General features: G+C 72.1%; 19 protein-coding genes and 1 riboswitch. Of the genes, 8 read left to right on the top strand and 11 right to left on the bottom strand.

Features of this window, described 5'->3' with window-relative positions:
* Positions 1-93: 93 nt before the first annotated feature.
* Genes BMX97_RS19770 through BMX97_RS19755 form a run of 4 tightly spaced genes read right to left on the bottom strand, consistent with a single transcriptional unit; the run spans position 94 to position 3,552 of the window.
* On the bottom strand, positions 94-1,071 hold the full coding sequence (locus BMX97_RS19770; RefSeq protein WP_091753006.1) for a DUF1839 family protein: 978 nt from the start codon (positions 1,069-1,071) through the stop codon (positions 94-96).
* A gap of 8 nt (positions 1,072-1,079) precedes the next feature.
* Positions 1,080-2,060, bottom strand: coding sequence for an amino acid--[acyl-carrier-protein] ligase (locus BMX97_RS19765; RefSeq protein WP_091753005.1), 981 nt, complete (start codon positions 2,058-2,060; stop codon positions 1,080-1,082).
* Complete coding sequence (locus BMX97_RS19760) at positions 2,060-3,301, bottom strand: acyl-CoA dehydrogenase family protein (RefSeq protein ID WP_244538530.1); 1,242 nt, start codon at positions 3,299-3,301, stop codon at positions 2,060-2,062. Before BMX97_RS19760 ends, BMX97_RS19765 begins: the two co-directional genes overlap by 1 nt.
* Positions 3,298-3,552 carry an acyl carrier protein gene (locus BMX97_RS19755; protein ID WP_091753004.1) on the bottom strand — a complete coding sequence of 85 codons (255 nt, stop codon included), beginning with the start codon at positions 3,550-3,552 and terminating at the stop codon, positions 3,298-3,300. The genes BMX97_RS19760 and BMX97_RS19755 overlap by 4 nt, the downstream gene beginning before the upstream one ends.
* Before the next feature lie 392 nt (positions 3,553-3,944).
* On the opposite strand from BMX97_RS19755, the gene repA reads away from it, so the two are divergent.
* From repA to BMX97_RS19730, 5 genes are all read left to right on the top strand, one after another.
* Positions 3,945-5,165: a plasmid partitioning protein RepA gene (repA, locus tag BMX97_RS19750; RefSeq protein ID WP_091753003.1), complete on the top strand. Its 1,221-nt coding sequence runs from the start codon at positions 3,945-3,947 to the stop codon at positions 5,163-5,165.
* Positions 5,162-6,241 (top strand): plasmid partitioning protein RepB, encoded by a 1,080-nt coding sequence (gene repB / locus BMX97_RS19745; RefSeq protein WP_091753002.1) that lies wholly within the window; start codon positions 5,162-5,164, stop codon positions 6,239-6,241. Before repA ends, repB begins: the two co-directional genes overlap by 4 nt.
* A gap of 80 nt (positions 6,242-6,321) precedes the next feature.
* Complete coding sequence (locus BMX97_RS19740) at positions 6,322-6,537, top strand: hypothetical protein (protein WP_091753001.1); 216 nt, start codon at positions 6,322-6,324, stop codon at positions 6,535-6,537.
* Positions 6,538-6,612: 75 nt separating this feature from the next.
* The gene (locus BMX97_RS19735) at positions 6,613-6,837 is read left to right on the top strand and encodes a hypothetical protein (RefSeq protein WP_091753000.1); all 225 of its coding nucleotides are present in this window, start codon (positions 6,613-6,615) and stop codon (positions 6,835-6,837) included.
* Between the two features lie 138 nt (positions 6,838-6,975).
* Positions 6,976-7,170: riboswitch (cobalamin riboswitch) on the top strand.
* Between the two features lie 202 nt (positions 7,171-7,372).
* Entirely contained in the window at positions 7,373-9,403 is a 2,031-nt protein-coding gene (locus BMX97_RS19730; RefSeq protein WP_244538542.1) for a TonB-dependent receptor, read from the top strand.
* A gap of 384 nt (positions 9,404-9,787) precedes the next feature.
* Here the strand turns inward: BMX97_RS19730 and BMX97_RS19725 are convergent, their stop codons facing one another.
* The 6 genes from BMX97_RS19725 to BMX97_RS19700 all read right to left on the bottom strand — a co-directional run bounded on the left by BMX97_RS19725 (position 9,788) and on the right by BMX97_RS19700 (position 16,649).
* A complete protein-coding gene (locus BMX97_RS19725) occupies positions 9,788-12,121 on the bottom strand; it encodes an FdhF/YdeP family oxidoreductase (RefSeq protein WP_091752999.1) in 2,334 nt (777 codons plus the stop codon).
* Between the two features lie 85 nt (positions 12,122-12,206).
* Positions 12,207-12,674 carry a YaiI/YqxD family protein gene (locus BMX97_RS19720; RefSeq protein WP_091752998.1) on the bottom strand — a complete coding sequence of 156 codons (468 nt, stop codon included), beginning with the start codon at positions 12,672-12,674 and terminating at the stop codon, positions 12,207-12,209.
* Positions 12,675-12,680: 6 nt separating this feature from the next.
* Positions 12,681-12,872 carry a hypothetical protein gene (locus tag BMX97_RS19715; protein WP_060850784.1) on the bottom strand — a complete coding sequence of 64 codons (192 nt, stop codon included), beginning with the start codon at positions 12,870-12,872 and terminating at the stop codon, positions 12,681-12,683.
* Positions 12,873-12,957: 85 nt separating this feature from the next.
* Entirely contained in the window at positions 12,958-14,130 is a 1,173-nt protein-coding gene (locus BMX97_RS19710; RefSeq protein ID WP_091752997.1) for a glycosyltransferase family 4 protein, read from the bottom strand.
* Positions 14,131-14,162: 32 nt separating this feature from the next.
* Entirely contained in the window at positions 14,163-15,236 is a 1,074-nt protein-coding gene (locus tag BMX97_RS19705) for a glycoside hydrolase family 5 protein (RefSeq protein WP_091752996.1), read from the bottom strand.
* 33 nt (positions 15,237-15,269) lie between these two features.
* Complete coding sequence (locus BMX97_RS19700) at positions 15,270-16,649, bottom strand: lipopolysaccharide biosynthesis protein (RefSeq protein WP_091752995.1); 1,380 nt, start codon at positions 16,647-16,649, stop codon at positions 15,270-15,272.
* A 361-nt stretch (positions 16,650-17,010) separates the two neighbouring features.
* Between BMX97_RS19700 and BMX97_RS19695 the strand changes: the two genes are divergently transcribed.
* Genes BMX97_RS19695 through BMX97_RS19685 form a run of 3 tightly spaced genes read left to right on the top strand, consistent with a single transcriptional unit; the run spans position 17,011 to position 20,543 of the window.
* The gene (locus BMX97_RS19695) at positions 17,011-17,820 is read left to right on the top strand and encodes a WecB/TagA/CpsF family glycosyltransferase (protein ID WP_091752994.1); all 810 of its coding nucleotides are present in this window, start codon (positions 17,011-17,013) and stop codon (positions 17,818-17,820) included.
* Between the two features lie 26 nt (positions 17,821-17,846).
* The gene (locus tag BMX97_RS19690) at positions 17,847-19,628 is read left to right on the top strand and encodes an alpha/beta fold hydrolase (RefSeq protein WP_143074656.1); all 1,782 of its coding nucleotides are present in this window, start codon (positions 17,847-17,849) and stop codon (positions 19,626-19,628) included.
* 6 nt (positions 19,629-19,634) lie between these two features.
* The gene (locus BMX97_RS19685) at positions 19,635-20,543 is read left to right on the top strand and encodes a glycosyltransferase family 2 protein (RefSeq protein ID WP_244538529.1); all 909 of its coding nucleotides are present in this window, start codon (positions 19,635-19,637) and stop codon (positions 20,541-20,543) included.
* Between the two features lie 13 nt (positions 20,544-20,556).
* Here BMX97_RS19685 and BMX97_RS19680 read toward each other — a convergent pair whose 3' ends face one another.
* Entirely contained in the window at positions 20,557-22,497 is a 1,941-nt protein-coding gene (locus BMX97_RS19680) for an SDR family NAD(P)-dependent oxidoreductase (protein WP_091752992.1), read from the bottom strand.
* Positions 22,498-22,653 lie beyond the last annotated feature (156 nt).

Raw genomic sequence — 22,653 nt, 5'->3', positions numbered from 1 at the left:
ACTTTTCACCGGACAGCCCCGCGCCCGCCGGAAGAGGCGTGAACCCGCGCCAGTCTTCTGTGCCGGATCGACCCGATCCGCCGACCGCGCGCGTCACCCCGCCGCCAGCGCCCGATCCAGGGCCTGGAACACCGCCGCGTAGGTCGCCTCGGCGCCGGCGAGCCGCTCGGGCAGCCCGACGAGCTTGCCGCGGGCATAGGCGCGGGCGAGCTGGAACTGGAAGGCCTTGGCCTCCTGCGACAGGCGCGTCGCCGCCTCCGCCGCCTCGTCGAACGACCCGGCCCCTTGCGCCGTCAGCCAGGCGAGGTGGCTGCCGAGGAGCTCGAAATTCGCCCCGAGCTGGCGCGTGGTGTTGAAGGCGTAGGCGTGGAAGGCCGAGAGCGGGCGCTGCACGAAGGCGTCGTCCTTGCCCGCCAGCGCCGCGCGAAAGGCCGTGACCGGATTGGCGCTCGGCGCATGGGCGCGGTGCCGGCGCAGCAGCGCCAGGGCGGCGCCCGCGAGTTCCGGTCCCGCCAGGGCCGGGCCGCAGGGCTTCACGAACTCGGCATAGGGCAGGAGTTCGCCGCGGGCGAAGAGGCCGTCGTAATCCTCGCCCGAGAGCGCGAAACGACCGGCATTGTGGAGGTAGTCGAGCCGGCGCTCCCGCGGGTCGAGGGCGAGGATCCCGACCGTGGTCTTCGAGGCCTCGCGCCGGTAGGTGGTGCCGGCGGTGTCGGGCAGGAAGAACGCGTTGACCTCGACCAGCACGGGCAGGCCGCGCTCCGCCTGGACCCGGGCATGGCTCTCCAGGTCCTCGTAGAGCGCGAGTTCCAGGATCTCCAGGCCGTAGAGCGCCTCGAGGTCGGCGGCCTTCGGCTTGAAGAAGGTGAACTGGTCGCCCTCGAAATCCTGGCGCAGGGTGAAGCCCAGCATCGCCTCGGGCTCGAGCCCCCGCAGGTGCAGGAGCTCGATCCAGAGATCGACGTAGCAGTTCGTCTCCGGCCAGGTCCGGTCGGGGGCGTGGAGCGTGTGGGGGGCCGCGGACGTCTCCGTCCGCGGCGCGTCGAGGGAGAGAGCGAGGGCGGCCGACATCCCGGGCCTCAGCCGAAGAGCTGGGCGCGGACCTCCGCCGGCCAGGCGTCGAGATCGAGGCCGTGGTGGCGCAGGAGCGCGAGGGTGATCCGCTCCAGCCCGAACCCGACGCAGGCCGTGTGGGCGGTGGTGCCGTCGGACTGCTCGATGCCCCAGGTCGTGCCGAAATGGTCCTGGTGGTAGTTGAAGCTGAGGCAGGCGGTCGGCTTGTCCTCGCTGTTGACCGGCACGTTCAGCTCGAACTTCAGCGCCTGGGCGCGCTGGTTGTTGGCGAGCATCTTGCCGGCGCGGCCGAAGAACGGATCGTTGGCCGGATCGATGGCGAGCGGCAGGCCGAGGTCGCGCATCATCGTGGTGCCGCGCTCGAGCCACAGCTCGCGGAAGGCCAGCACCTGCTCGGGCGTGCCCATGCGGACGTATTCGCGCATCCGGAACAGCTGCATCCGGGTCGGCTCCAGCGAGGGCTCGTGCCGGAAGCAGTAGGATTGCAGGTCGAACAAGAGCCCGCCCTCAGGCAGCCGGCCGCGGGCGGCGGCGACCGGGTAGAGCGGGTAGCAGGCGGCCGGGGTCAGGACGATATCGGTCGCGGCCTGCTTGGCGGTCCAGTCCTCGCCGGCGTCGAGGCAGGCGAGCAGACGGGCGTGGTCGGCCTCGTTGCCGCAGAAGCTGTGCACCGTGCCGGCGAGGTGCGGGAAGCCCTTGAGGTAGCCGCTGCGCTCGAAGCTCGACCGGGCCATGCCGGGGGGAAAGCGCAGGGCCTCGGCGCCGTCGGCCGCGCCGATGCGCGAGACCAGCCGGTCGAGGGCCTCGACCACGCTCTCGAAGGCGCCGGAGCGGCCGTAGAGCCCGTCGACCCCGGTGCGGATCAGGAGCCCGCGGTCGAACAGGCGGTCGAGGAACGAGCGCGGCTCGGAGGGCTCGGGTAGGGCTCCGACGAAGGACGCCTCGTCGGCGGCGGGCAGCAGGTCGGAGGAGAGGCTCTGGTCCATCACGCGCTCAGGAGCTTGCCGCTGCCCTTCTGCACCAGCAGAAGGTTGGCGGTGTTGGAGAGGATGCGGTCGTTGTTGATCATCAGCGGCGCCGAGAGGACGTCGCGCAGCTGCCGGCCGAGGCTGAACGGGGTGCCGTTCTTGTAGCCGGCGAGGCCCACCACCGAGAGGGCGCGCTGGACGATGTCGACGGCCTGGGCCGACACCGTGGTCTTGACGTTGTTGAGCATGATCGAGAAGCCGATGGCGCTCAGCGCGTCGGGGTCGCCCTTGGCGGCCTCGTAGCGGGCGAGCCCGGCGACCACCGTGCTTCTCATCGCCTGGAGCTCGTTGGCGGCTTCCGCGAGCCGCAGCGCGCCCGGGGGCACCTGGCCCGGCTTCTTGCGCGCCTCGGCCTGCACGAAGGCGCGGGCGCGGTCGACCGCGTAGGACGCGATCCCGAACCACACGCTGCCCCAGAGCAGGTGCGAGGCGGCGAGCATCGACTGCGCGGCGATCTCCGCGAAGGGCTTCTGCAGCACCTGGGCCACGGGCAGGCCCTCGGCCTTGAGCAGGAAGCCGTCGCTGCAGGTGCCGCGCATGCCGAGCGTGTCCCAGGTGCTGGTGCGCTCGAGCGTGATCTGGTCGGCGAGCAGCGCCACCAGCACCTGGTCGGAGGTCGCGGCCTCCTTGTGGCGGCGGGCGGTGGCGAGGATCAGGTCGGCCTGCGCGCCGTACGAGATGACGCTGGCCTCCTTGGTCAGCCGGAAGGTGTCGCCGTCTCCCGTCCCCTCGGCCTCGACGGCGCAGAGGCTGTTGCGGAGATCGCCGCCGATGCCGGCCTCTGTGGTCGAGGAGGCGATCAGCATCTGCTCGCCGGCGATCCGCTGCATCAGGCCGCGATGCCAGGCGCTGTCGACCCCGTGGGTGACGAGGCTCGCGAGCTTGATGTGGTGCATCGCGAACACCATCGCGGCGGCCGAGCAGGCGCGGCCGAGAACCGCGCAGAGCTCGGCGATCTCGCTCATCGAGGCCCCCTCCCCTCCGAGCGACGCGGGCACCTGGATGCCGAGCAGGCGCTCGGCCTTGAGCGCCGCCACGGCCTCGGCCGGAAAGCGGCCCTCGCGGTCGACCGCGTCGGCGTAGCGGGCGGCGATGTCCGCGGCGCGCTTGGCGCGCGCGTCGAGGGCGCCCGCCGGTGCGTCCGTCGCGACGGGTGCCGCACCGGGCACCGTCGCCGCGACCTCGACATGCATGTTCATGCGGCCTCCTGCTGGCGCAGGCCCGCGACGGTGTCCCGGATGATCCGGATGGTCGAGAACGAGCGCCGGCCGAGCGCCGAGTCCGGGAACTCGATGTCGAACCGCTCCTCGAGGGCCAGCATCAGCTGCACGGAGCCGAAGGAATCGAGGCCCTTCTCGAACAGGTCGTCGTCGTCCGACAGGGTGTCGACCACGCTCTTGAGGGATTCCAGCGACTTCAGCACGTCACGAATGTCGGAGATTTCGACCATGGGGCTCCACCTTCTCTGCTTGGCACAGGATCCCATCCCGCAGTTGAAATTGCAATCTTGCGCCTAAATCTTGGTAAATTTTTACATGTCTATTTTTGAGAATTACCTGCTCCATTGCGGAGCGGGTGGTTGATCCGATCTGGCACGGGTATTCAACTCGGCACAGCTTAACGGCTGGCGAAGCGCCGACGGGGCGGCAGGGTGGACATCGCGTCAAGCTTACGGAATTGCCTCCCACCCCGCGGAGCGGCGGCGTAGCGGGGCCGCTGTCGTGCCAGGCTTGCGCGGGGCTTGCGCCGGTTTGGCGGCCCCGATTGCGAATCGGTCGAAAACCGGCGAATTGCAGTTCGAGCGCCGAACCGGCGAATTTTCTGCAAACAGGGCCCGCGCGGATGAATCAGCACACGCCGCCCCACTCCCCTGCCCCCGGTGCCGCGCAAGTCGCGCCCGCGGCGACGATCGGCGCCCATGCGGCGACGCTCCGGGCGCAGCTGCAGGCGATCTCCTCCGGGCTGTTTCCGCCCACCGCCGCCAAGGGCCTGCGCCGCTTCACCTCGGCGGAGGCCGCCCGGATCATCGGCGTGACGGTGTCGCGCCTCCAGCAGCTCGCCGCCGAGGGGCTCGGGCCGCAGCCCGAGGTGTCGGCGAACGGCCGCCGCTCCTACACGCTGTCCGACATCCACGGCCTGCGCGCCTACCTGGACGAGAACACCCGGGGCGGCCGGCGCTACCAGCCGCGGCGTAGCGGCGCCGAGCACCTCCAGGTCGTCGCGGTGGCGAACTTCAAGGGCGGCTCGGGCAAGACCACCACCACCGCCCACCTCGCCCAGTCCCTGGTCCTGCGCGGCTACCGGGTGCTCGCCATCGACCTCGATCCCCAGGCCAGCCTCTCCGCCCTGATGGGCGTGCAGCCCGAGCTCGATGTCGGCGCCGACGAGACTTTGTACGGCGCGATCCGCTACGACGACGCCAAGCCGCTGCGCGAGGTCGTGCGGCCGACCTACTTCACCGGCCTCGACCTCGTGCCCGCCAACCTCGAGCTGATGGAGTTCGAGCACGAGACGCCGCGGGCGCTGACCCGCCGCCGGGCCGGCGAGCCGCTGTTCTTCGACCGGGTGGCGCATGCCATCGACACGGTAGCGCAGGATTACGACATCGTCGTCATCGATTGCCCGCCCCAGCTCGGCTACCTCACCCTCTCGGCGCTCTGCGCCGCGACCTCGCTGCTCATCACCGTGCATCCGCAGATGCTCGACGTCGCCTCGATGAGCCAGTTCCTGGCGATGACCGAGGACCTGCTCGGCGTGGTGGCGGAATCCGGCGGGCGGCTGCACTACGACTGGCTGCGCTACCTGGTGACCCGCTACGAGCAGCAGGACGCGCCGCAGACCCGCATCGTCGGGATGCTGCGCACCCTGTTCGAGGACGCGGTGCTGACCGCGCCGATGCTCAAGTCCTCCGCCGTGTCGGATGCCGGCCTGTCGAAGCAGACCCTCTACGAGATCGGCCGCGAGGGCGTGACCCGCTCGACCTACGACCGGGCGCTCGAATCCCTCGAGGCGGTCAACGGCGAGATCGAGGGACTGATCCGCCGTGCCTGGGGCCGCCCATGAGCCGCAAGTCGAACCTCGACGCGCTGTTCGGCGCCCGCCCGGCCGCGAAGCCCGCCGCCCCGCCGCCCGCGGCCGAGCCGGCCGCCGCCCCGCCGGCGCCCGAGCCGTTTGCAACTGCAAACCCGACCCCGGCCGAGCCCGAGTTCGCAGCTGCAAACCCGGCCTCCCGCTCGCCCGAGCGCAGCCGCAGCGGTGCGGTGCGGGCGATGAGCAGCACGCTGCGCGGGCTCGCCGCCCGGGCCGACGCCGCCGCCGAGATCGAGGCCGGCACGGTCGTCGTCGAGATCGCCCCGGAGCGGATCGACGATTCCTTCATCGCCGACCGGGTGGCGGACGCGACCGACCCGGGCCTGGCGGCCCTGGTCGAGAGCATCCGCGAGAGCGGCCAGCAGGTGCCGATCCTGGTGCGCCCCCACCCCGCCGACCCGGACCGGTTCCAGGTCGCCTACGGCCGCCGCCGCATCCAGGCGGCGCGCCGCCTCGCCCGGCCGGTCCGCGCCGTGGTGCGCCCGCTCTCGGACGCCGAACTGGTGGTGGCCCAGGGCAAGGAGAACCTGGAGCGGCAGGACCTCAGCTACATCGAGCGGGCGTTCTTCGCGCTGCGGCTCGAGGAGCACGGCTTTTCCCGCGCCACGATCATCGCCGCGATGGGCGTCGGCAAGGGCGACCTCTCGACCCTAATCTCGGTCGCCCGCACGGTGCCGGCCGACGTCGTCCGGGCGATCGGCCCGGCGCCCGCCGCCGGGCGGCCGCGCTGGATGCTGCTCGCCGAGCGGATCCGGGCGGCGAGCCCGAAGCGGATCGCCGGGCTCATCGCCGATCCGGCCCTCGCCGAGACGCCGACGAACGAGCGCTTCGCGGCCGTGCTGCACGCGCTCGCCCCCCCGGCGGCCCCGAAACCGGCGCCGCAGGTCTGGAGCGACGAGGCCGGCCGCGGCATCGCCCGGATCGAGCGCCGCCCGGATCGAGTCGCGGTGTCGTTCGACGAGACCGCCGAGCCGGGCCTCGCCGACTACGTCCTCGACCGGCTGCCGGAGATCCTGGCCGCCTACCGGGCCGGCCGCGCCAAGCCCTGACGGGAGCCGAGGGCACACGGGAACCATCGCACGGGCGCGACGATGCCTCACCGGTCCCGCCCGACATTCCGAGATCCGTCATGCGCCGCGCCGTCCTGCTCCTCGCTCTGCCGGCCTCCGTCCTGGCCCCCTTCCTGGCTCCCGCCGCCCTCGCCGAGGACGCGCCGCGGACCGGAGAGCGGGAGGTCTGCGAGGCCAAGGCCGACCGGAGCGGCATCACCGGCGACGGACGGGCGACCTTCCTGCGCGAATGCGAGGCCGGCGAGCGCCTGGTGCGCGGGTCCGCGCCGCGCTGACGGCGAACGGCGGCAGGCGCGGCGCGTTGGACGACGAGAGTCCGCCGCCGCGGGGCAGCCGATGAGGAGCAGCCGATGACCGATTGGAGGCCCATCGATCGCGCCCCCCAGGATGGCCGCTGGATCATCGCCATCCACCGGGACGAGCCGGATCGGCGCGCCGTGATCCGCTGGGATCCCGGGCGCGTCGGCGATGCGCGCCCCTGGCACGTCGCCACCACCGAGTACGGCTACGCCCCGGAGGCGTTCACCGACTGGACGCCGTTCCCGGACCCGCCGGAACCGGGGCGGTCCACGTGATGCCGGATCCTGTCCCGGGGCGTGGCGTCGACGCGAGCCGGCCCGGCGGGCAACGGTGCCCGGGTGCAACGACCGGCAGGCGACGAGACCTGCGCGTTCGCAATCGCACCGCGGGGCATTGACCCGGATCCCTCGAACCGCCACCCTCACGGCGACGGTTCCCCTCGGGGATCAAAAGGGAACGCGGTGGGGGTTCGCCCGATGCCGCGGCTGCCCCCGCAACTGTAAGCGGCGAGCCTTCCACCACCATAGTCACTGGGTGCCTCACCCGGGAAGACGGTGGCGGGCACCGACCCGCGAGCCAGGAGACCTGCCGTCAGTCGTGGTCACGCGCGAAGCGCGTCGGGCGGGGTGTCCTGACGGGTGTCGGAACGGGTCTTCGCGATCCGGGCGGCCTCGTTCGCGGTGACGTGCCACTGCCGTTGCCCGAGTCCCGACCGTGCCTGCCTCCCGCCTGTCGTTCGTTCCCCCGCTCGTCGCCTGCATCGCCGCCGTGGCATCCTCGCCAGCCGGTGCCCAGGGGCCCGCGGGCGAGATCCGCCTCGACGAGATCGAGGTCTCCGCCCCGCCACCCGCCCCGTCGGGCCCCGCCGCCAGTGCCGGTTACGTCGGCGGCGTCACCGGCATCGGCGGAGCGCTCGCGACCGTCGATGCCGCCAGTGCCGGGATCATCTCGGGCGCGCAGCTCAACAGCCGCCCCGTCACCCGTCCCGGCGAGGTCCTGGAATCGGTGCCGGGCCTGATCGTCACCCAGCATTCCGGCGAGGGCAAAGCCAACCAGTTCTTCCTGCGCGGCTTCAACCTCGACCACGGCACCGACATCGCCCTCCACGTCGACGGCATGCCGGTGAACATGCGCACCCATGCCCACGGCCAGGGTTATGCCGACCTCAACTTCCTGATCCCCGAGCTCGTCGGCGCGGTCGAATTCCACAAGGGCCCGTACTTCGTCCGCGACGGCGACTTCGCCTCGGCGGGATCGGTGCGGATCGACTACCTCGACAAGCTCGACCGCAACGTCGCGCTGACCACGCTGGGCAGCTTCGGCTACAAGCGCGGGCTCTCGGCCGCCTCCCTGCCGCTCGGCGCGGGCAACCTCCTGGTGGCGGGCGAGGCGCAGACCTACGATGGGCCGTGGGTGGTGCCCGATGCCCTGCGCAAGCTCAACGGCGTCGCCCGCTACAGCCAGGGCACCGCGACCGACGGGTTTTCCGTCACCGGCATGGCCTACTGGGCGAAGTGGAACGCCACCAACCAGATCCCCGAGCGGGCGGTGGCGGAGGGGATTATCGGCCGCTACGGCACGCTGGACCCGACCGATGGCGGCGAGACCGGGCGCTTCTCGCTCTCGGGACGCTGGAGCCAATCGGACGCGGGCGGCATCACCCGGGCCTCGGCCTACGTGATCCGCTACCAGATGAACCTCTGGAACAACTTCACCTACTTCCTCAACGATCCCGTCAACGGCGACCAGTTCCGCCAGCGCGACGCCCGGGTGCTCGGCGGCGGCGAGATCAGCCGCGTCTTCCAGGGCGACCTGCTCGGGCTGCCGATGGAGAACGAGATCGGCCTCCAGACCCGTACCGACGACATCCGGGTCGGCCTGTTCAACACCACCGCCCGGCAATACCGCTCGACGGTGCTCGACGACCGGGTGCTGGAGGCGAGCGCGGCGTTCTACTACGAGAACCGGGTGCGCTGGACCGACTGGCTGCGCACCAGCGTCGGCTTCCGGGCCGACGGCTACTACGCCGACGTCCGCTCCGACACGCCGGCGAATTCCGGGCGGGCCCGCGACGGCATCGTCACCCCGAAGCTCGGCGCGGTGCTCGGGCCGTGGCTCGATACCGAGTTATATGTGAACTACGGCGGCGGCTTCCACTCGAACGACGTCCGCGGCGTCACCGCGACGGTCGATCCGGCAAGCCCGCTGTTCAACATCAGCCGCTCGCCGTTCCTGGTGCCCTCGACGGGCTACGAGGTCGGCATCCGCAACCGCTCCATCGCCGGGCTGGAGACGAGCCTCGCCCTGTTCCGGCTCGACTTCGCCTCCGAGAACCTGTTCCAGGGCGACACCGGCACCACCGAGCCGAGCCGGCCGACCCGCCGCTTCGGCATCGAGTGGAGCAACCACTACGCGGTCACGCCGTGGCTGCGGCTGGAGGGCGACCTGACGATCACCAACGCGCGCTTCTCCGACCGCGACCCCGTCGGCCAGCGCGTGCCGGAGGCGCCGACCACCATCGCGTCGGCGGGAATCACCTTCGGCGAGGGCCGGGGCTGGTTCGGATCCTTGCGCTTCCGGTACTTCGGCCCCCGGCCGCTGATCGAGGACAACTCGGTGCGCTCGAAGCCGACCGCGCTGCTCAACGGCCGTCTCGGCTACGCCTTCGACAACGGCGTGAGCCTCGCCCTCGACGTGCTCAACCTGACGAACGCGAAGGCCGACCAGATCACCTACTTCTACGAGTCCCGCTTGCCCGGAGAAGCCGCCGCCGTGGCCGATCGGCACTTCCACCCAGTCGAGCCGACCGCGTTGCGCCTGACCCTGGCGGGGCGGTTCTGACGGGCGCGGTCCCGTCGTGTCCCTTAAGGGGCCATCGCCGGGCGGGATCTCTCGCAGTGGTGGCCATCGGCCCGATGGGCCGCGAACCGGTGCCGGCGAGCGGCGGCGTCACCGCCGGCACGTTCGTCGTCTTGTAGAGGGGCGTGACCCCGAACGAGAAGCACCGCCGCGATGGCGTCGCGGCGGTGCTCGCCCTTCACGAGGGCCTTCCTCCCCAGACTGCGGACCGCTCTCGAGGGCGGCTTGTGTCGTGTCTGTGATCACAGTGGTAGCCGCCGCGCCGCCCCCACACAAGCACAATTGTGCGCCATCCGTATGCAACCGGCACTTTGATGCGTGGTGCCGGAGGCCGGACCGGGGTGGGGGAGGGGGGACGGCACCCCCTCAGATCGGATGGGCCGAATGCCCGGTCGGCTCGCGCCGGTCGGCCTTCGGTCCGCCGGCCTCCGGCTTGATCCGCACCGGCACCGATTTCGCGGCCGGCGTTCCCGACTGGATGTCGTGGTGCGAGAGCGCCATCAGCGGGTTCATCTCGGGGTAATAGGCGCCCAGGCACCCGTCCGGCAGGGAGAACGGCGTCACGGTGAGGCCGGTCACCTCACGGGTGATGCCGTCGCCGGCATCGCTGACGAGCGACACGACCTGGCCTTCCGTGAGCCCCGCCCGGCGGATCTCGGCCGGGTTCATCAGCAGCACGTCGCGGGTGCCCTCGATCCCGCGCAGGCGGTCGCTGTAGCCGTAGATCGTGGTGTTGAACTGGTCGTTCGACCGCATGGTGATCAGCCGGTAGCGCCCGTCCGCATCCCCGAACCCGGCGGCCGACATCACCTCGGGCGCCGTGAACGTGGCCTTGCCGCTCTCGGTCTTCCAGATCCGCTCGCGGGCGGAGTTGCCGCGGTAGAACCCGCCGGGGATCCAGAGCCGGTCGTTGAAGTCGTGGAACTCCTCGACGTAGGTCTTGGCGATCTCGTCGCGGATCAGGCCGTAATCGCCGACCCAGGCGTCCCAGGTCACCTTGGGGTTCGGCGCGAGCGTCGCCTTGGCGAGGCCGGCCACGATCGCGACCTCGGATTTCAGGAAGTCGCTCGCCGGGGTGCGGCGGCCCTTCGAGCCGTAGATGCAGCTGAACGTGTCCTCGACGCTGACCGCCTGCGGCCCGCCCGCCTGCTTGTCCTCCTCGGTCCGGCCGAGGCAGGGCAGCAGGTAGGCGATCTCGCCGTTGACGAGGTGCGAGCGGTTGAGCTTCGTCGCGACCTGCACGGTGAGCCGCATGCCGGTCCAGGCCTTCTCCATCCGGTCCTGGTCGGGGATCGCCCGCACGAAATTGCCTCCGAGCCCGATGAAGGCCTTGATCGTGCCCTTCAGGATGCCCTCGCAGGCCTCGACCGTGTTGACGCCCTTCTCCCGCGGCGGCTCGAACCCGAACTGTGCGGCGATCCGGTCGAGGGGCACCAGCTCGGGCTTCTCCGAGATGCCGACGGTGCGCTGCCCCTGCACGTTGGAGTGACCCCGCACCGGCGACACGCCGGTGCCGTCGCGCCCGATATTGCCCTTGAGCAGCAGGAGGTTCACGACCATCGCGACGTTCTCGAAGCCGTGGACGTGCTGCGTCAGGCCCATGCCGTAGAAGGCGCAGACCCGCTCGGCCTCGACATAGACCTGGCCCGCCGCCTCGATGTCGGCGCGGGCCAGTCCCGATTCGCGCTCGATCTCCTCCCACGAGGTCGCCCGGACCTTGGCTTCGAACGCGTCGAGCCCGGTCGTGTGCTGGGCGATGAAGTCGACGTCGAGGACGCGGGTGCCGCGCGCCTTGGCGGCGTCGTCGGCGGCAAAGATATGCTTGCACAGGCCGAGGATCGCCGCGATGTCGCCGCCGGGCCGGACCTGATGGTACTGCGCGCTGATCGGCGTCGCCTTGCGGGTCAGCATCTCGACCGGGCTCTGCGGATTGGTGAAGCTCTCGAGGCCCCGCTCGCGCACGGGGTTGAAGGTGATGATCTTCACGCCCCGCTTCGAGGCCTCCTGCAGCGGGTGCAGGAACCGCGGCGAGTTGGTGCCGGTGTTCTGGCCGAAGAAGAACATCGCGTCGCAGGTCGACAGATCGTCGAACACCACCGTGCCGACGCTCTCGCCGATCACCTTCTTCAGCGCCACCGAGGTCGTCTCGTGGCACATGTTGGAGGAATCGGGCAGGTTGTTGTGGCCGTAGAGCCGCGCGAACAGGGCGTAGAGATACGAGGTCTCGAGGCTCGCCCGGCCCGACGAGTAGAACACCGTCGACTTGGGATCGAGCCGCTGCAATTCGGCGCCGATCTCCCGGAAGGCCTCGTCCCAGCCGCACGCCACGTAGCGGTCGCTGGCGCGGTCGTAGCGTAAGGGATGGGTCAGGCGTCCGGTCTGCTCCAGCTCGTAGTCGCTCCAGCCGCGCAGCTCGGTCAGCGTGTGCTTGCCGAAGAACTCGGGCTTGCAGCGCCGCGTGGTCAGCTCCCACAGCGTCGCCTTGGCGCCGTTCTCGCAGAACTCGAACGGGTGATAGTTCGCGGGCTTGGCCCACGAGCACGACGTGCACATGAAGCCGCCGGGCTTGTTCTGGTGAAACAGGGTCTCGGTGGCGAGGGGCGTCGCCCACTCCTTGCCGAACACCTCGGCGATGCCGCGCACCGAGCCCCAGCCGCCGGCCGGGCTGTCGTAGTGGACCGTCTTTTCCTCGACCGACATGCTGGCTCTCCCGTGCGGCAGGCGCGAGAACCGCGGCCGACGACAGGGAACCCGCGGGGGGTAGGGAAGTTCGCCCGCGTCGGTCTCAGCCGCCCTGGGCGTTGCGCCGCAGCCGCACCAGGGCCCGGTCGAGGGCGCCGAGGAAGGCCGAGCGGTCCTTGGCCGAGAAGGGCTTCGGGCCGCCGGTGACCGCGCCGGCCTCGCGCAGGGACTGCATCAGGTCGCGGGTGGCGAGCGCCATCCCGACGGAGGAATCGGTGAAGGCCTTGCCGGTGGGCCCGAGCACGCTGGCGCCGGCCTTCACGCAGCGGCTCGCCAGCGGCACGTCGGCGGTGACCACGACGGCGTGCGGCCCGGCCCGCTCGGCGATCCAGTCGTCGGCGGCGTCGAACTTGTCGGAGACGATCACCCGCTCGATCCATGGCTCGCGCGGGACGGTGATGAAGCTGTTGGCCACCACCACGACATGCGCCCCGTGCCGCCCGGCGACGCGGTAGACCTCGTCCTTGACCGGGCAGGCATCGGCGTCGACGTAGACGGTGATCGGGGACATGAAGCCTCAGCGGCCGGGATTGAGGAACAGGCTGTCGAATTCCGGCGGCGCGTAGTGCCGCCCGGTGATGTCGGTGATGACGACCCAATCGTGGCCCTCGGCCTCGAGTTCCTGCGCCTTCTGCAGGGCGTCCTCGGGCGAGGTGCGCTGGTGCGAGAGCGGGCCGTCGGCGGTGTGGGCGGTCACGACGAGCTGCATCTTCGTCCTTCGTGCTGGCGGGGCCGGCGCGCAGGACGCGCGCCCCGGGGCAGGGGAGGGGGCCGCCCAGGGTCGGGGAAGAGGGTTAACGAGGCGTTGACGGGCGGAGGCCCGTCCCTGCGCCCGTTCCCGCCAGGGCGGCCTCGTAGAGCGCGACGTAGCGGGCGGCGACACGCGGCCAGCGGTACTCCGACAGATCCTCGGCACCGGGCAGGTTTGCGGCGCTGGGATCGAGCCGGCCCTCGGCCAGGTGCGCGTAGGCGTCCCGGATCGCCCCGGCCGCGCTCGCGGGGTCGGCGAAATCGCACAGCGAAATCAAGGGGTGGCGCTCTTTGAGCCAAGCGAAGGCGTCGTTGGGATGGGCAACCGGAACGAGGCCGGCGCTCAGCGCCTCGATCAGTGCGAGGCCGAAGCCCTCGTACTCTGAGGCCGAGACGAACAGGCTCGACTGCCCGATGAGCTCGCGGACCGCCGGGACGTCGAGCCCGACATGGAGCGTCACCGCGTCGGTCAGGCCGAGCCGGTCGATCTCGGCGGTGAGCGCCGCGACCGTCACGTCGGACGGCACCCCGACGATCCGCAGCCGCCAGCCGGGGCCGAGCGCCCGCATGGCGGCGAGCAGCCGGTCGAGGCGCTTGTTGTGCGAGAACCGGCCGATCGTCAGGAGGGCGCGGCGCGGCGCGGCCGAGGCGGCGCCCGCGAACTTGTCGAGGTCGACCCCGTTCGGGATCACCGTCACGCCGCCGGGCGCGATCGGCGCGAACATCCGGGCATCGCTCTCGCTGCAGGCGACGATCCCCTCGTAGGCCCGCACGCTCACCCGGGTCGGGCCGGAAAACCACAGCGCCTTGAGCCGCGAATGGGCGTTGGTGTGGAAGAAGCCGCCATGGGTCGTCGCCACCATCGGCCGGCGGTGGAAGGGCCGCGCCCAGGCCAGCGCGTCGAAGAAGAAGTCGACGGCGTGGACGTGGACGAGGTCGGCATCGCCGAGGTGGCGAAACACCGAGGGCGCCAGCGGGTAGCGGTGCGAGCCCGAGAACGGGATCCGCTCGATGTCGATCCCCTCCAGGCGCTCCCGCGCCGGCAGCCGCACCTCGGGCTTCGAGAACAGCCGGTCGAGGGTGACGACCCGCACCCGGTGGCCGAGGCGCGCCTGCTCGCGGGCGAGATTGGCGACCACGTCCTCGAGCCCGCCCCGGTTCGGCAGGAACTGGCGGACGACGTGGAGGATCGAGAGGGGCCGCGCCGGGCTCGTCATGACGGGGTCCTCCCCAGGGCTCGTCGCGCCGCTCACCGCTCGCAGGTCGGCTTGGCCTGGGCGGCGGCCTGGATCGCGGCCACCACGGGAGCGTTGGCGCCGGCGGGGTCGAGCTTCAGGGGGTAGTCGGGCGCCCACAGGTCGCCGGCGGCCCAGGCGGTCCAGCCGACCCATTGCTGCGGGTTGGCGTTGACGTGGTCGAGCACCGCCCGCAGGCGCTCCGGGCAGTTGCGGCGCGCCGAGGCGCCGATCTCGCCCAGGAAGGCGCGGCGCCCGGTCTTCGCCAGCCAGCCGGTGAGGCGCTCCACCGCCTCGAGGGCGTCGGCGCCCCGGCTGCACTCGGCATGGGTGCCGGAGAAGTCGGCGTCGAGATACTGGTGGACCTCGTAGGCGGTGTTGCGGGCCGGATCGACCACGCCGAGCATGATCGCGGCGTTGTTGCCGGTGGGCAAATCGGCGGTCCAGCTATGGGCGCCGCTCCAGCCCGAACCCGGGACCAGGACCAGCTGCCTCGCCCCCGTCTCGCGGATCGCCGCGATGGCGGCGTTGGCGGCCACGAGCCAGCGCGCGGCCGGGATGTCGTGCGGCTCGTTCATCAGCCCGAACGCCACCGAGGCGTCGCCGCGGAAGTGCTGCGCCAGGCGCCGCCAGAGGTCGGCGAAGGCCTCGGCCGTCACCATCTCCGAATCGATCCGCGCCTTGCCGTGATAGGCGTAGTTGTGCAGGTCGATCACCGTGCGCAGGCCGGCCTGCGTCGCGGCCGCGACCGCGGCTTCGAGCCGGGCGAGCTCGTCCGGGTCGAGGGGCTGGCGCAGCGCCGGCTGCAGCCGCTCCCAGCGGATCGGCAGCCGCATCGCCGTCAGCCCGAGGGCGGCGAAGCGGCCGATCGTCTCGGCGGAGGGGTAGAGGTAGTCGAAGCCGTAGCGCCCCGGCACGGTGCCGAACTCGGCTCCGCTGATGTTGACCCCGCGCAGGCACAGGGGCGCCCCCGGCTGGGCGCCACGCGCCGGATCGGCCGGGAGCGCGGCCGCCAGGAGCGCGCCCGCGAGGAGGGGACCGGCCAGCGACAGGGCGGCGGCGGGAAAGCGGGCGAGCGGGCGGGCCATGTCGGGTCGGTCGCTTGTCACGTCTGTTGCCCGTCACTCGGCCGCCTGGGGGACCGCCCCGGGCGGGACGGCCGGCACCGGGCTCCAGGCCCGGCGCGTGAAGAAGGCGGTCGCCCGGCTGTCCACGTCCCAGTGCGCCCGCACCCAGCGCGCCAGGACGAGGTTGATCACCACCGTCCAGATCACGTTCGCCACCGCGACGCCGAGGATGCCGAACGGCACCGCCACGAGGCAGAGTAGCACCGCGTAGACCGAGAACAACGCCGCGTTGGCGACCAGGATGTAGCGCTCGCCGCCGCCGATCGTCAGGAGCGAGGCCCCCGGCCCGAAGAACGCGATGACGACCGAGGACAGGCTGAGCACCATCAGCACGTCGGTATGGGCGGCGAAATCGGGCTTGAACAGGGCGAGCGCGAACGGCGCGCCGACCGCCATCACCAGCGCGCCGGCCGCCGAGATCGCGAAGCTCGCGAGCGACAGCCGGCCGACCAGGCGCTGCGCGCCGACCCGGTCGCCGGCCTGGAAATGGGCGGCGATCATCGGCATGCTGACCGTGTCGATCGCCGCGCTCGGCAGGTTCACCAGCGTCGCGTAGCGCAGGGCCACGAAGTAGAACGCCGCCTGCTCCATGCCCAGCAGCGCGCCGACGATCACGGTCTCGAGGAAGGCCGTCACCGCCACCATGGCGTTGTTGGCCGTGAACAGCAGGCTCTCGCCGCGCCAGGCCGCGCCCTTGGCGGGGTGGCGCAAGCTCCCGCGCCAGAGGCCCCCGCGCCAGGAATCCCAGCCGTGGTGGGCCGCGAGGTGCCAGAACTGGTAGAGCGTCGTCGCGGCGAGCAGCCCGAGCAGGATCAGCATCGCCGCGGTGGCGCCGTCGAGGAGGCCGAGGAACGCCGCGGCGCAGAACAGCACCGAGCAGGCGCCGCGCCAGATCACCTCCCGCGGCAGCAGCGCGAGCCAGATCCGGCCGTGGACGCGAAAGTAGCTCTGCAGGTATTCGGCGAGCGCGAACACCGCCGCGAACGCGCAGGCGAGGTGGAGCCGGTGATAGGGATCGGGCAGCGATTCCTCGGCGACGAACACCGCCGCGCTCACCGCCACCATCGCGACGGTCGCGGCGGTCAGCCAGCCGAGATTGTAGCGCACCAGGGCGTCGTTGTGCGGCCCGACGCCGCCCTGCGCCCGGTAATGCTTGAGCACCAGGTTCTGCTGGCCGAGCGCCACGATCAGCCCGAGTCCGCTGCCGAGGGTGAACAGGAAGACGTAGACGCCGTACTCGTAGGTGGTGAGCAGCCGGCTCGCGACCAGCAGCATCACGAAGCCCAGGACCGCGCTGGCGATCCGGGCGACGAAGGCCGAGGCGAATTGCTGCGAGCGCCCCGACCGGCGCAGTCGCGCGACGAGTGTCAGCATCGTGTCCGTCGCCTCTCGATCGGGCGGGTGGGCGGCAGCCGGCGCCGGCCCTCCTCCCGCCCGGCGTAGCAGCCATCTCCTATCGGGCCTTTAACGCGATCTCGTGCGCCCGACACAATCGCCGCGACAGCATCGCGGCGGTCGTCTCCGGACGACAAGCTTAGCCATTCATCAAGGTTGCGAAACGTCCGTGTCGAAATTGGTCCAACGCGCCGTTAACCCTGCGCCGAATTAAGGCTGCATCTCTGGCGGGGCGGGGCGCATTCACTTTGCGCGGGATAGGGCCGGTCGGTACTTCTTCACCGATCACGGCGATGATCTTGCCTCGACACGGATCCTCCCACCGCATCGGAAGCGTCCCATGCCTGATCGCGCTCTCGACACGGCGCCCCGAGCTGCGAGCGCCGACCGGCTCGACCTCGAAGGCGTCAGCGTCGCCGACCTCACCCGCGACGAGCTCCTCGCTCACCTGCACGAGGTCCTGGAGCGGAAAACCCAGCTCTGCCTCGGTTTCTGCAACGCCAACATGCTGCTGGCGGCCCTGCGCGAGCCGGCCTACGCGGCGGCGCTGCGCGGCTTCCTCCTCGTCAGCGACGGCCTCGGCATCGACCTGTGCTCGGCGCTGTTCCGCGGCCGGTTCTTCCGCGAGAACCTCAACGGCACCGACCTCGTCCCGGCCTTCCTGGCCGCCGAGACGACGCCGCGCACGCTCTACCTCCTGGGGGCCAAGCCCGGCATCGCCGGGGCCGCGGCCCGCAACCTCGCGCTCGCCTATCCCCAGCACCGGGTCGTTGGCGTGCGCCACGGCTATTTCCGGCCCGAGGAGGCCGGCGCGGTCGTGGCCGAGATCAACGCCGCCGCGCCCGACATCCTGCTCGTCGCCCTCGGCAACCCGGGCCAGGAGCTGTTCATCGCCGAGCACGGGGCGCGGATCGACGCGCGCCTGCTGATGGGGGTCGGCGCGCTCGTCGACTACACCGCCGGCACGGCGACCCGGGCGCCCGAGGCCGTCCGGGCGCTGCGGCTCGAATGGGTCTTCCGCCTCCTGCGCGAGCCGCGCCGGCTGGGGCGCCGCTACACCCTCGACGTCGCGGTCTTCCTCGTCACGATCCTGAAGCTCCGGCTCGCGCGCTGGCTGCGCGACCACCCCGTGCGGGTCGCCCGCCCGTGAGCCCGTCCCCGACCCCGAGGCCGCCCGTGAGCCCGACTGATCTCGTCCCGGTCGCCATTCCAGTTGCCTTGGGCGACGCCTTCGCCTGGTACGCGCCCGGCCCGCTGCGGCGCGGGGTGCTGCTCTGCGGCACCTTCGGGTTCGAACAGGGCTGCGCCTACCGCTCCTGGCGCGAGCTCGCCGCCACGATCGCCGGGGCCGGCTGCCCGACCCTGCGCTTCGACTATCCCGGCCAGGGCGATTCGCGCGACCCCGACGGCCCAGAGATCCCGGCGGCGCTCGACGCGATCCGCGCCGGCATCGCCTTCCTGCGCGAGCGGGCGGGGGTGGAGGAGGTCGCGGTCGTGGGCCTGCGCCTCGGAGCCACCCTGGCGGCTCTGTCGCAGGAGGATTCCGCGGGGCCCGGGATCGACCGGCTGGTGATGCTGAGCCCGTTCGTCACCGGCAAGGCCTACCGGCGCGAGATGGCGATGCAGTCACGCCTCCTCGACGTGATGCCCGACCGCACGCCGATGCCCCAGGAGCCCGACGCGCTGATGGTCGGCAGCTTCGTGCTCGGGGCCCGGACCCTCGCCGACCTCGCCGGCCTCGACCTGATGGCGCCGGCGCGCCCGCCCGCGCCCCGGATCCTGTTGCTCGGCCCGAAGGTCGAGGCCCTGGCCGAGCGCTACCGGGCGCTGAGCAGCGCCGTCGAGACCGGGCCGTTCCCCGACCTGACCCAGCTCGTCTCCGATCCGCTCTTCTCCCGCACCCCCGAGCAGACCTTCGCGCTCGTGCGCGACTTCGCGGTGGACGGCGCGACGGGGGAGAGGGACGGGGCGCGGGACCGATCCCTCAAGCCCTGCCGGCTGACGGACGCGGCGTGGTCCGAGGAGGTCTCGCGCTTCGGCCCCGGCCTCGTCGGCATCCTGTGCCGGCCGGCGGCGGCCTGGAGCGGCGACACCGTGCTGGTGGTCAATTCCGGCCGCAACCCGCGGGCCGGGCACGGCCGGCAAACCACCCGGATGGCGCGGCGGCTGGCGGCGGCGGGCATCGCCTCGTTCCGCTTCGATCTGCGCGGCATCGGCGACAGTCCCGACCGGCCGGACGGCTCGCTGCCGCTCTACGCGGCGGATTCGGTCGGCGAGGTCACGGCGGCGATCGACCATCTCGCGGGGCTCGGGCACACCCCGGGCGTGATCCTGGGCAATTGCAGCGGCGCCTACCAGGCGTTCCAGGCCCTGGCGCAGGATACGCGCCTGCGCGCCGCCCTCCTCGTCAACCTGTACTGCTTCGACCTGAAGCCCGGCACCGACGTCGAGACCATGGTGCGGGACACCTTCCGCCACAGCCAGGGCTACCTCGCCCGCGCCCGCCAGGGCCGGTTCTGGCGCCGCATCCTCAGCGGCGAGATCGGGCTGTCGCGCATCGCCGCGGCGCTCCTGCGCGACGCCACCGCCCGCCTCGACCGCTGGAGCGCCCGGATGCCGTGGCGCACGCTGCAGCGCGCCAGCGTCGCCGGGCGGGTGGCGCGCATCCGCCGGCGCGGCGCGCGGATCTGCATGGTCTACAGCGCCGACGACCTCGGCATCCCGACCGTACAGTCGCATTTCGGCGCCTCGGACGACCGGATCGGCCGCCGCCTCGGCTACCCGGTCACGATCCTGCCGGGCACCGACCACAACCTCAGCCGCCAGGCCGACCAGGACCGGGTCTTCGCGCTGCTCGAGCGGGTGGTGCGAGAGGCCCGGCCGGCCGCCGAGCCGGCCCCGGCCCGGCCGAGCCGAAGCCCGGGCGGCCTGTCGCTACGCCTCTCGCGCAGCGGCTGAACGCCCATGACCGGAGACACCGCGATCCCGAGCCCCGCCATGCCCGCCTCCTCGCCGCTCCTCTCGCTCCTCGTCTGCACCAAGGGCCGCTCGGCCCAGCTCGAGCGCCTGTTCGACTCGCTGACCCGCCAGACCCGCCGCGACTTCGAGGTGGTGCTCGTCGACCAGAACGAGCCCGGCACCCTCGAACCGCTGGTGGCGCGCTACCGCGACGACCTCGCCATCGACCATGTCCGCTCGGCCCCGGGCCTGTCGCGCGCCCGCAACGTCGGGCTCGCCCGCTGCCGCGGCGAGCTGATCGCCTTCCCGGACGACGATTGCTGGTACCCGGACACCCTGGTCGCCGAGGTGGTGGGGCTGTTCGCGGCGCACCCGCAGGCCGACGCGGTGACCGGGCGCACCCTCGACGCGGCCGGCCGCGAATCGCTGGGCGCCTTCCTGCCTGCCGACCGCGCGGTCGACCGGCGCAACGTCTGGTCGGCGGGCAATTCCAACGGCCTGTTCGTGCGCCGCGAGGCCGCCCGCGCCGTCGGCGGCTTCGACGAGACCCTCGGCGTCGGGGCGGCGACTCCGTTCCGCTCCGGCGAGGAGACCGACTTCCTGCTGCGCCTCCTCGGGCAGGGGAGGGGGGTGGTCTTCCGCCACCGCCTGATCGTCCACCACGATCAGGTGGCGAGCGCCGGCCGCCACGCCCGCGCCGCCGACTACGCCCGCGGCTTCGGCCGGGTGCTGCGGCTCCACCGCTACGGCCTGCCCTACCTCGCCTTCCGCCTCGCCCGCTTCACCGCGAGCGGCGGCCGCGCGCTGCTGCGGCGGGATGCCGGGACGGCGTACGACAAGGCGCTGTGGGCGATCGGGACGGTGGCGGGCTATTGCGCCGGACGGCCGAGGGCCGGGATGGCGCCCGGCGAATAGGCCACCCCGGTCCTCAGCCGGCGTGCGAGAGCCGCGCCGCCTCGCCGGCGGCCTCGTGCCGCACGAGGAAGTCCGGGATCGCCTCGCCGAACACCGCGTCGGCCGCCGTCCGGTCGTCCGCCGTCACGGCCGCGGCGAGCCGGTCGAGCCAGGACGACAGCTGGGCGCGGTCGGCGAAGATGGGCTTGGCCGCCATCACGCCGTCGATGCCTTCGAGGTTCACCATCGGCTCGTCGCGGGCGAACAGGATCTCGTTCAGGCGCTCGCCCGGGCGGGCGCCGGTGACCACCACGTCGATGTCCTCGCCGGGCTCGAAGCCGGCGAGCCGGATCATCCGCTCGGCGAGGTCGCGGATGCGCACCGGCTGGCCCATCTTCAGCACGTAGACCGCGGCGCGCTGGTCGCCGGCCTGCGGATCGCGGGCCTCGCGGTCGGCGTGCGAGGCGGCGGTGAGCACCAGATCGGCGGCCTCCCGCACCGTCATGAAGTAGCGCACCATCTCGGGGTGGGTGAGCGTGACCGGGCCGCCGCGGGCGATCTGCGCCTTGAACACCGGCACCACCGAGCCGACCGAGCCGAGCACGTTGCCGAAGCGCACCGCGACGAGGCGGGTCTCGGCGGGCGCGCGGCCGGCATCGAGGGCCTGGGCGTACATCTCGGCGAAGCGCTTCGTCACGCCGAGCTGCGAGACCGGCTCGATCGCCTTGTCGGTCGAGATCATCACGAGCGCACGCGCACCCGCCGCCAGCGTCGCGTCCGCGACGTTGACCGAGCCGAAGACGTTGGTCTTGATGCCCTCGCTCCAGTCGCGCTCCAGGTAGGGCACCTGCTTGAGCGCGGCGGCGTGGAAGACGGAGTCGGGCCTGAAGTCCGCCAGCACCCGGAAGAGCCGGTCGCGGTCGCGGATGTCGGCGATGACGCCGCTCAACCGGTCGTTGCCGGAGAGGCCGGGGCGGCTCAGGACCCCGTGCAGGGCGGGTTCGGAACTCTCCAGCACCAGGACGGCGCTCGCCCCGAAGGCGAGCGCGCGGGCGCAGATCTCCGAGCCGATCGAGCCGCCGCCGCCGGTGACGACGACCCGCTGCCCGGTCAGGAAACGCTCCAGCCGCGGCCGGTCGATGGCGACCGTCGGGCGCAGGAGCAGGTCCTCGATCTCGATCGGGGCGAGCTCGGCCCCGCGGCCGGTGTCGCCGAGGCTCGTCACCCGGGCGAGCGGCAGGCCGAGGCGGCGCGCCTTGGCGATCAGCGCCTCCGGCTCGGCCTCGGGCGCGAGCGCGCTCGGGGTCGCCACCAGGCGGCGGATCGGCACGCCGCGGGCCGCCATGCCGGCCACCACGTCCTCGAGGTCGCTGACCGCGCCGAGGACCGGCACGCCGCGCATGGTCTGGCCCTGCTCCTCGGCCCGGGGCGAGAGGATGCCCTTTGGATCGAGCTTGCGCACCGCCCCCGATTCGATGGCGCGCAGCACCACCTCGATGTCGTGGCCGCGCCCGATCAGCAGGGTGGGCGTGCTGGCGGCCCGGGCCGCGCTCTGGCGCGAGCGGCTGTATTTCAGGTAGCGGAACGCCAGCCGCGGTCCGCCGAGCAGGAAGATCTGCAGGACGAAATAGAGGCCGATGGCGATCTTGCCGAAGAAGTAGATCCCGAACAGGACCGGCGAGACCAGCACGTAGTCGAGGACGAGCAGCAGCAGCGTCAGCACCGCCACCGCCCGCACGATGTTGGCCAGATCCGGCAGCGAGGCGAAGCGCCACTTGGTCCGGTAGAGCCCGAAGGCACGGTAGACCAGGCCGGCGCAGGCCACGAAGGGCGGCAGCAGCAGCGGCAGGTGGGCGAGCCGTTCGGCCAGCAGCGGGCCGTCGAACCGGATCGCGAAGGTGAGGAGCACGGCGAGGGCCGTCGCCACGAGGTCGTGGGCGATGATCGTCGCGGTCTTGAGGATCTGTCTGCGCATCGGGAGCCGGGCGCGGTATCGTCCGGGGCTCCCGCGGTGTCAACGCGGGGGGAGGCTGCAGGCAGGGCAATCGCTTCAGCCTCGGTGCGGGTTTGGGCTGCGCGAGGCGGAGGATGGTGGTTCACCTGGGGCTTGGCGTTCTGCGAGGCCCCATGC

Origin of the sequence: Methylobacterium sp. ap11, assembly GCF_900110515.1 — a bacterium.
Taxonomy (GTDB): Bacteria; Pseudomonadota; Alphaproteobacteria; order Rhizobiales; family Beijerinckiaceae; genus Methylobacterium; species Methylobacterium ajmalii.
This window is presented reverse-complemented; position numbering and strand designations above follow the sequence as displayed.

Bases quoted from the DNA above. Each gene is read 5' to 3' on its own strand.
- BMX97_RS19770 (WP_091753006.1), bottom strand. From the start codon at position 1,071: ATGTCGGCCGCCCTCGCTCTCTCCCTCGACGCGCCGCGGACGGAGACG.
- BMX97_RS19765 (WP_091753005.1), bottom strand. From the start codon at position 2,060: ATGGACCAGAGCCTCTCCTCCGACCTGCTGCCCGCCGCCGACGAGGCG.
- BMX97_RS19760 (WP_244538530.1), bottom strand. From the start codon at position 3,301: ATGAACATGCATGTCGAGGTCGCGGCGACGGTGCCCGGTGCGGCACCC.
- BMX97_RS19755 (WP_091753004.1), bottom strand. From the start codon at position 3,552: ATGGTCGAAATCTCCGACATTCGTGACGTGCTGAAGTCGCTGGAATCC.
- repA (WP_091753003.1), top strand. From the start codon at position 3,945: ATGAATCAGCACACGCCGCCCCACTCCCCTGCCCCCGGTGCCGCGCAA.
- repB (WP_091753002.1), top strand. From the start codon at position 5,162: ATGAGCCGCAAGTCGAACCTCGACGCGCTGTTCGGCGCCCGCCCGGCC.
- BMX97_RS19740 (WP_091753001.1), top strand. From the start codon at position 6,322: ATGCGCCGCGCCGTCCTGCTCCTCGCTCTGCCGGCCTCCGTCCTGGCC.
- BMX97_RS19735 (WP_091753000.1), top strand. From the start codon at position 6,613: ATGACCGATTGGAGGCCCATCGATCGCGCCCCCCAGGATGGCCGCTGG.
- BMX97_RS19725 (WP_091752999.1), bottom strand. From the start codon at position 12,121: ATGTCGGTCGAGGAAAAGACGGTCCACTACGACAGCCCGGCCGGCGGC.
- BMX97_RS19720 (WP_091752998.1), bottom strand. From the start codon at position 12,674: ATGTCCCCGATCACCGTCTACGTCGACGCCGATGCCTGCCCGGTCAAG.
- BMX97_RS19715 (WP_060850784.1), bottom strand. From the start codon at position 12,872: ATGCAGCTCGTCGTGACCGCCCACACCGCCGACGGCCCGCTCTCGCAC.
- BMX97_RS19710 (WP_091752997.1), bottom strand. From the start codon at position 14,130: ATGACGAGCCCGGCGCGGCCCCTCTCGATCCTCCACGTCGTCCGCCAG.
- BMX97_RS19705 (WP_091752996.1), bottom strand. From the start codon at position 15,236: ATGGCCCGCCCGCTCGCCCGCTTTCCCGCCGCCGCCCTGTCGCTGGCC.
- BMX97_RS19700 (WP_091752995.1), bottom strand. From the start codon at position 16,649: ATGCTGACACTCGTCGCGCGACTGCGCCGGTCGGGGCGCTCGCAGCAA.
- BMX97_RS19695 (WP_091752994.1), top strand. From the start codon at position 17,011: ATGCCTGATCGCGCTCTCGACACGGCGCCCCGAGCTGCGAGCGCCGAC.
- BMX97_RS19685 (WP_244538529.1), top strand. From the start codon at position 19,635: ATGACCGGAGACACCGCGATCCCGAGCCCCGCCATGCCCGCCTCCTCG.
- BMX97_RS19680 (WP_091752992.1), bottom strand. From the start codon at position 22,497: ATGCGCAGACAGATCCTCAAGACCGCGACGATCATCGCCCACGACCTC.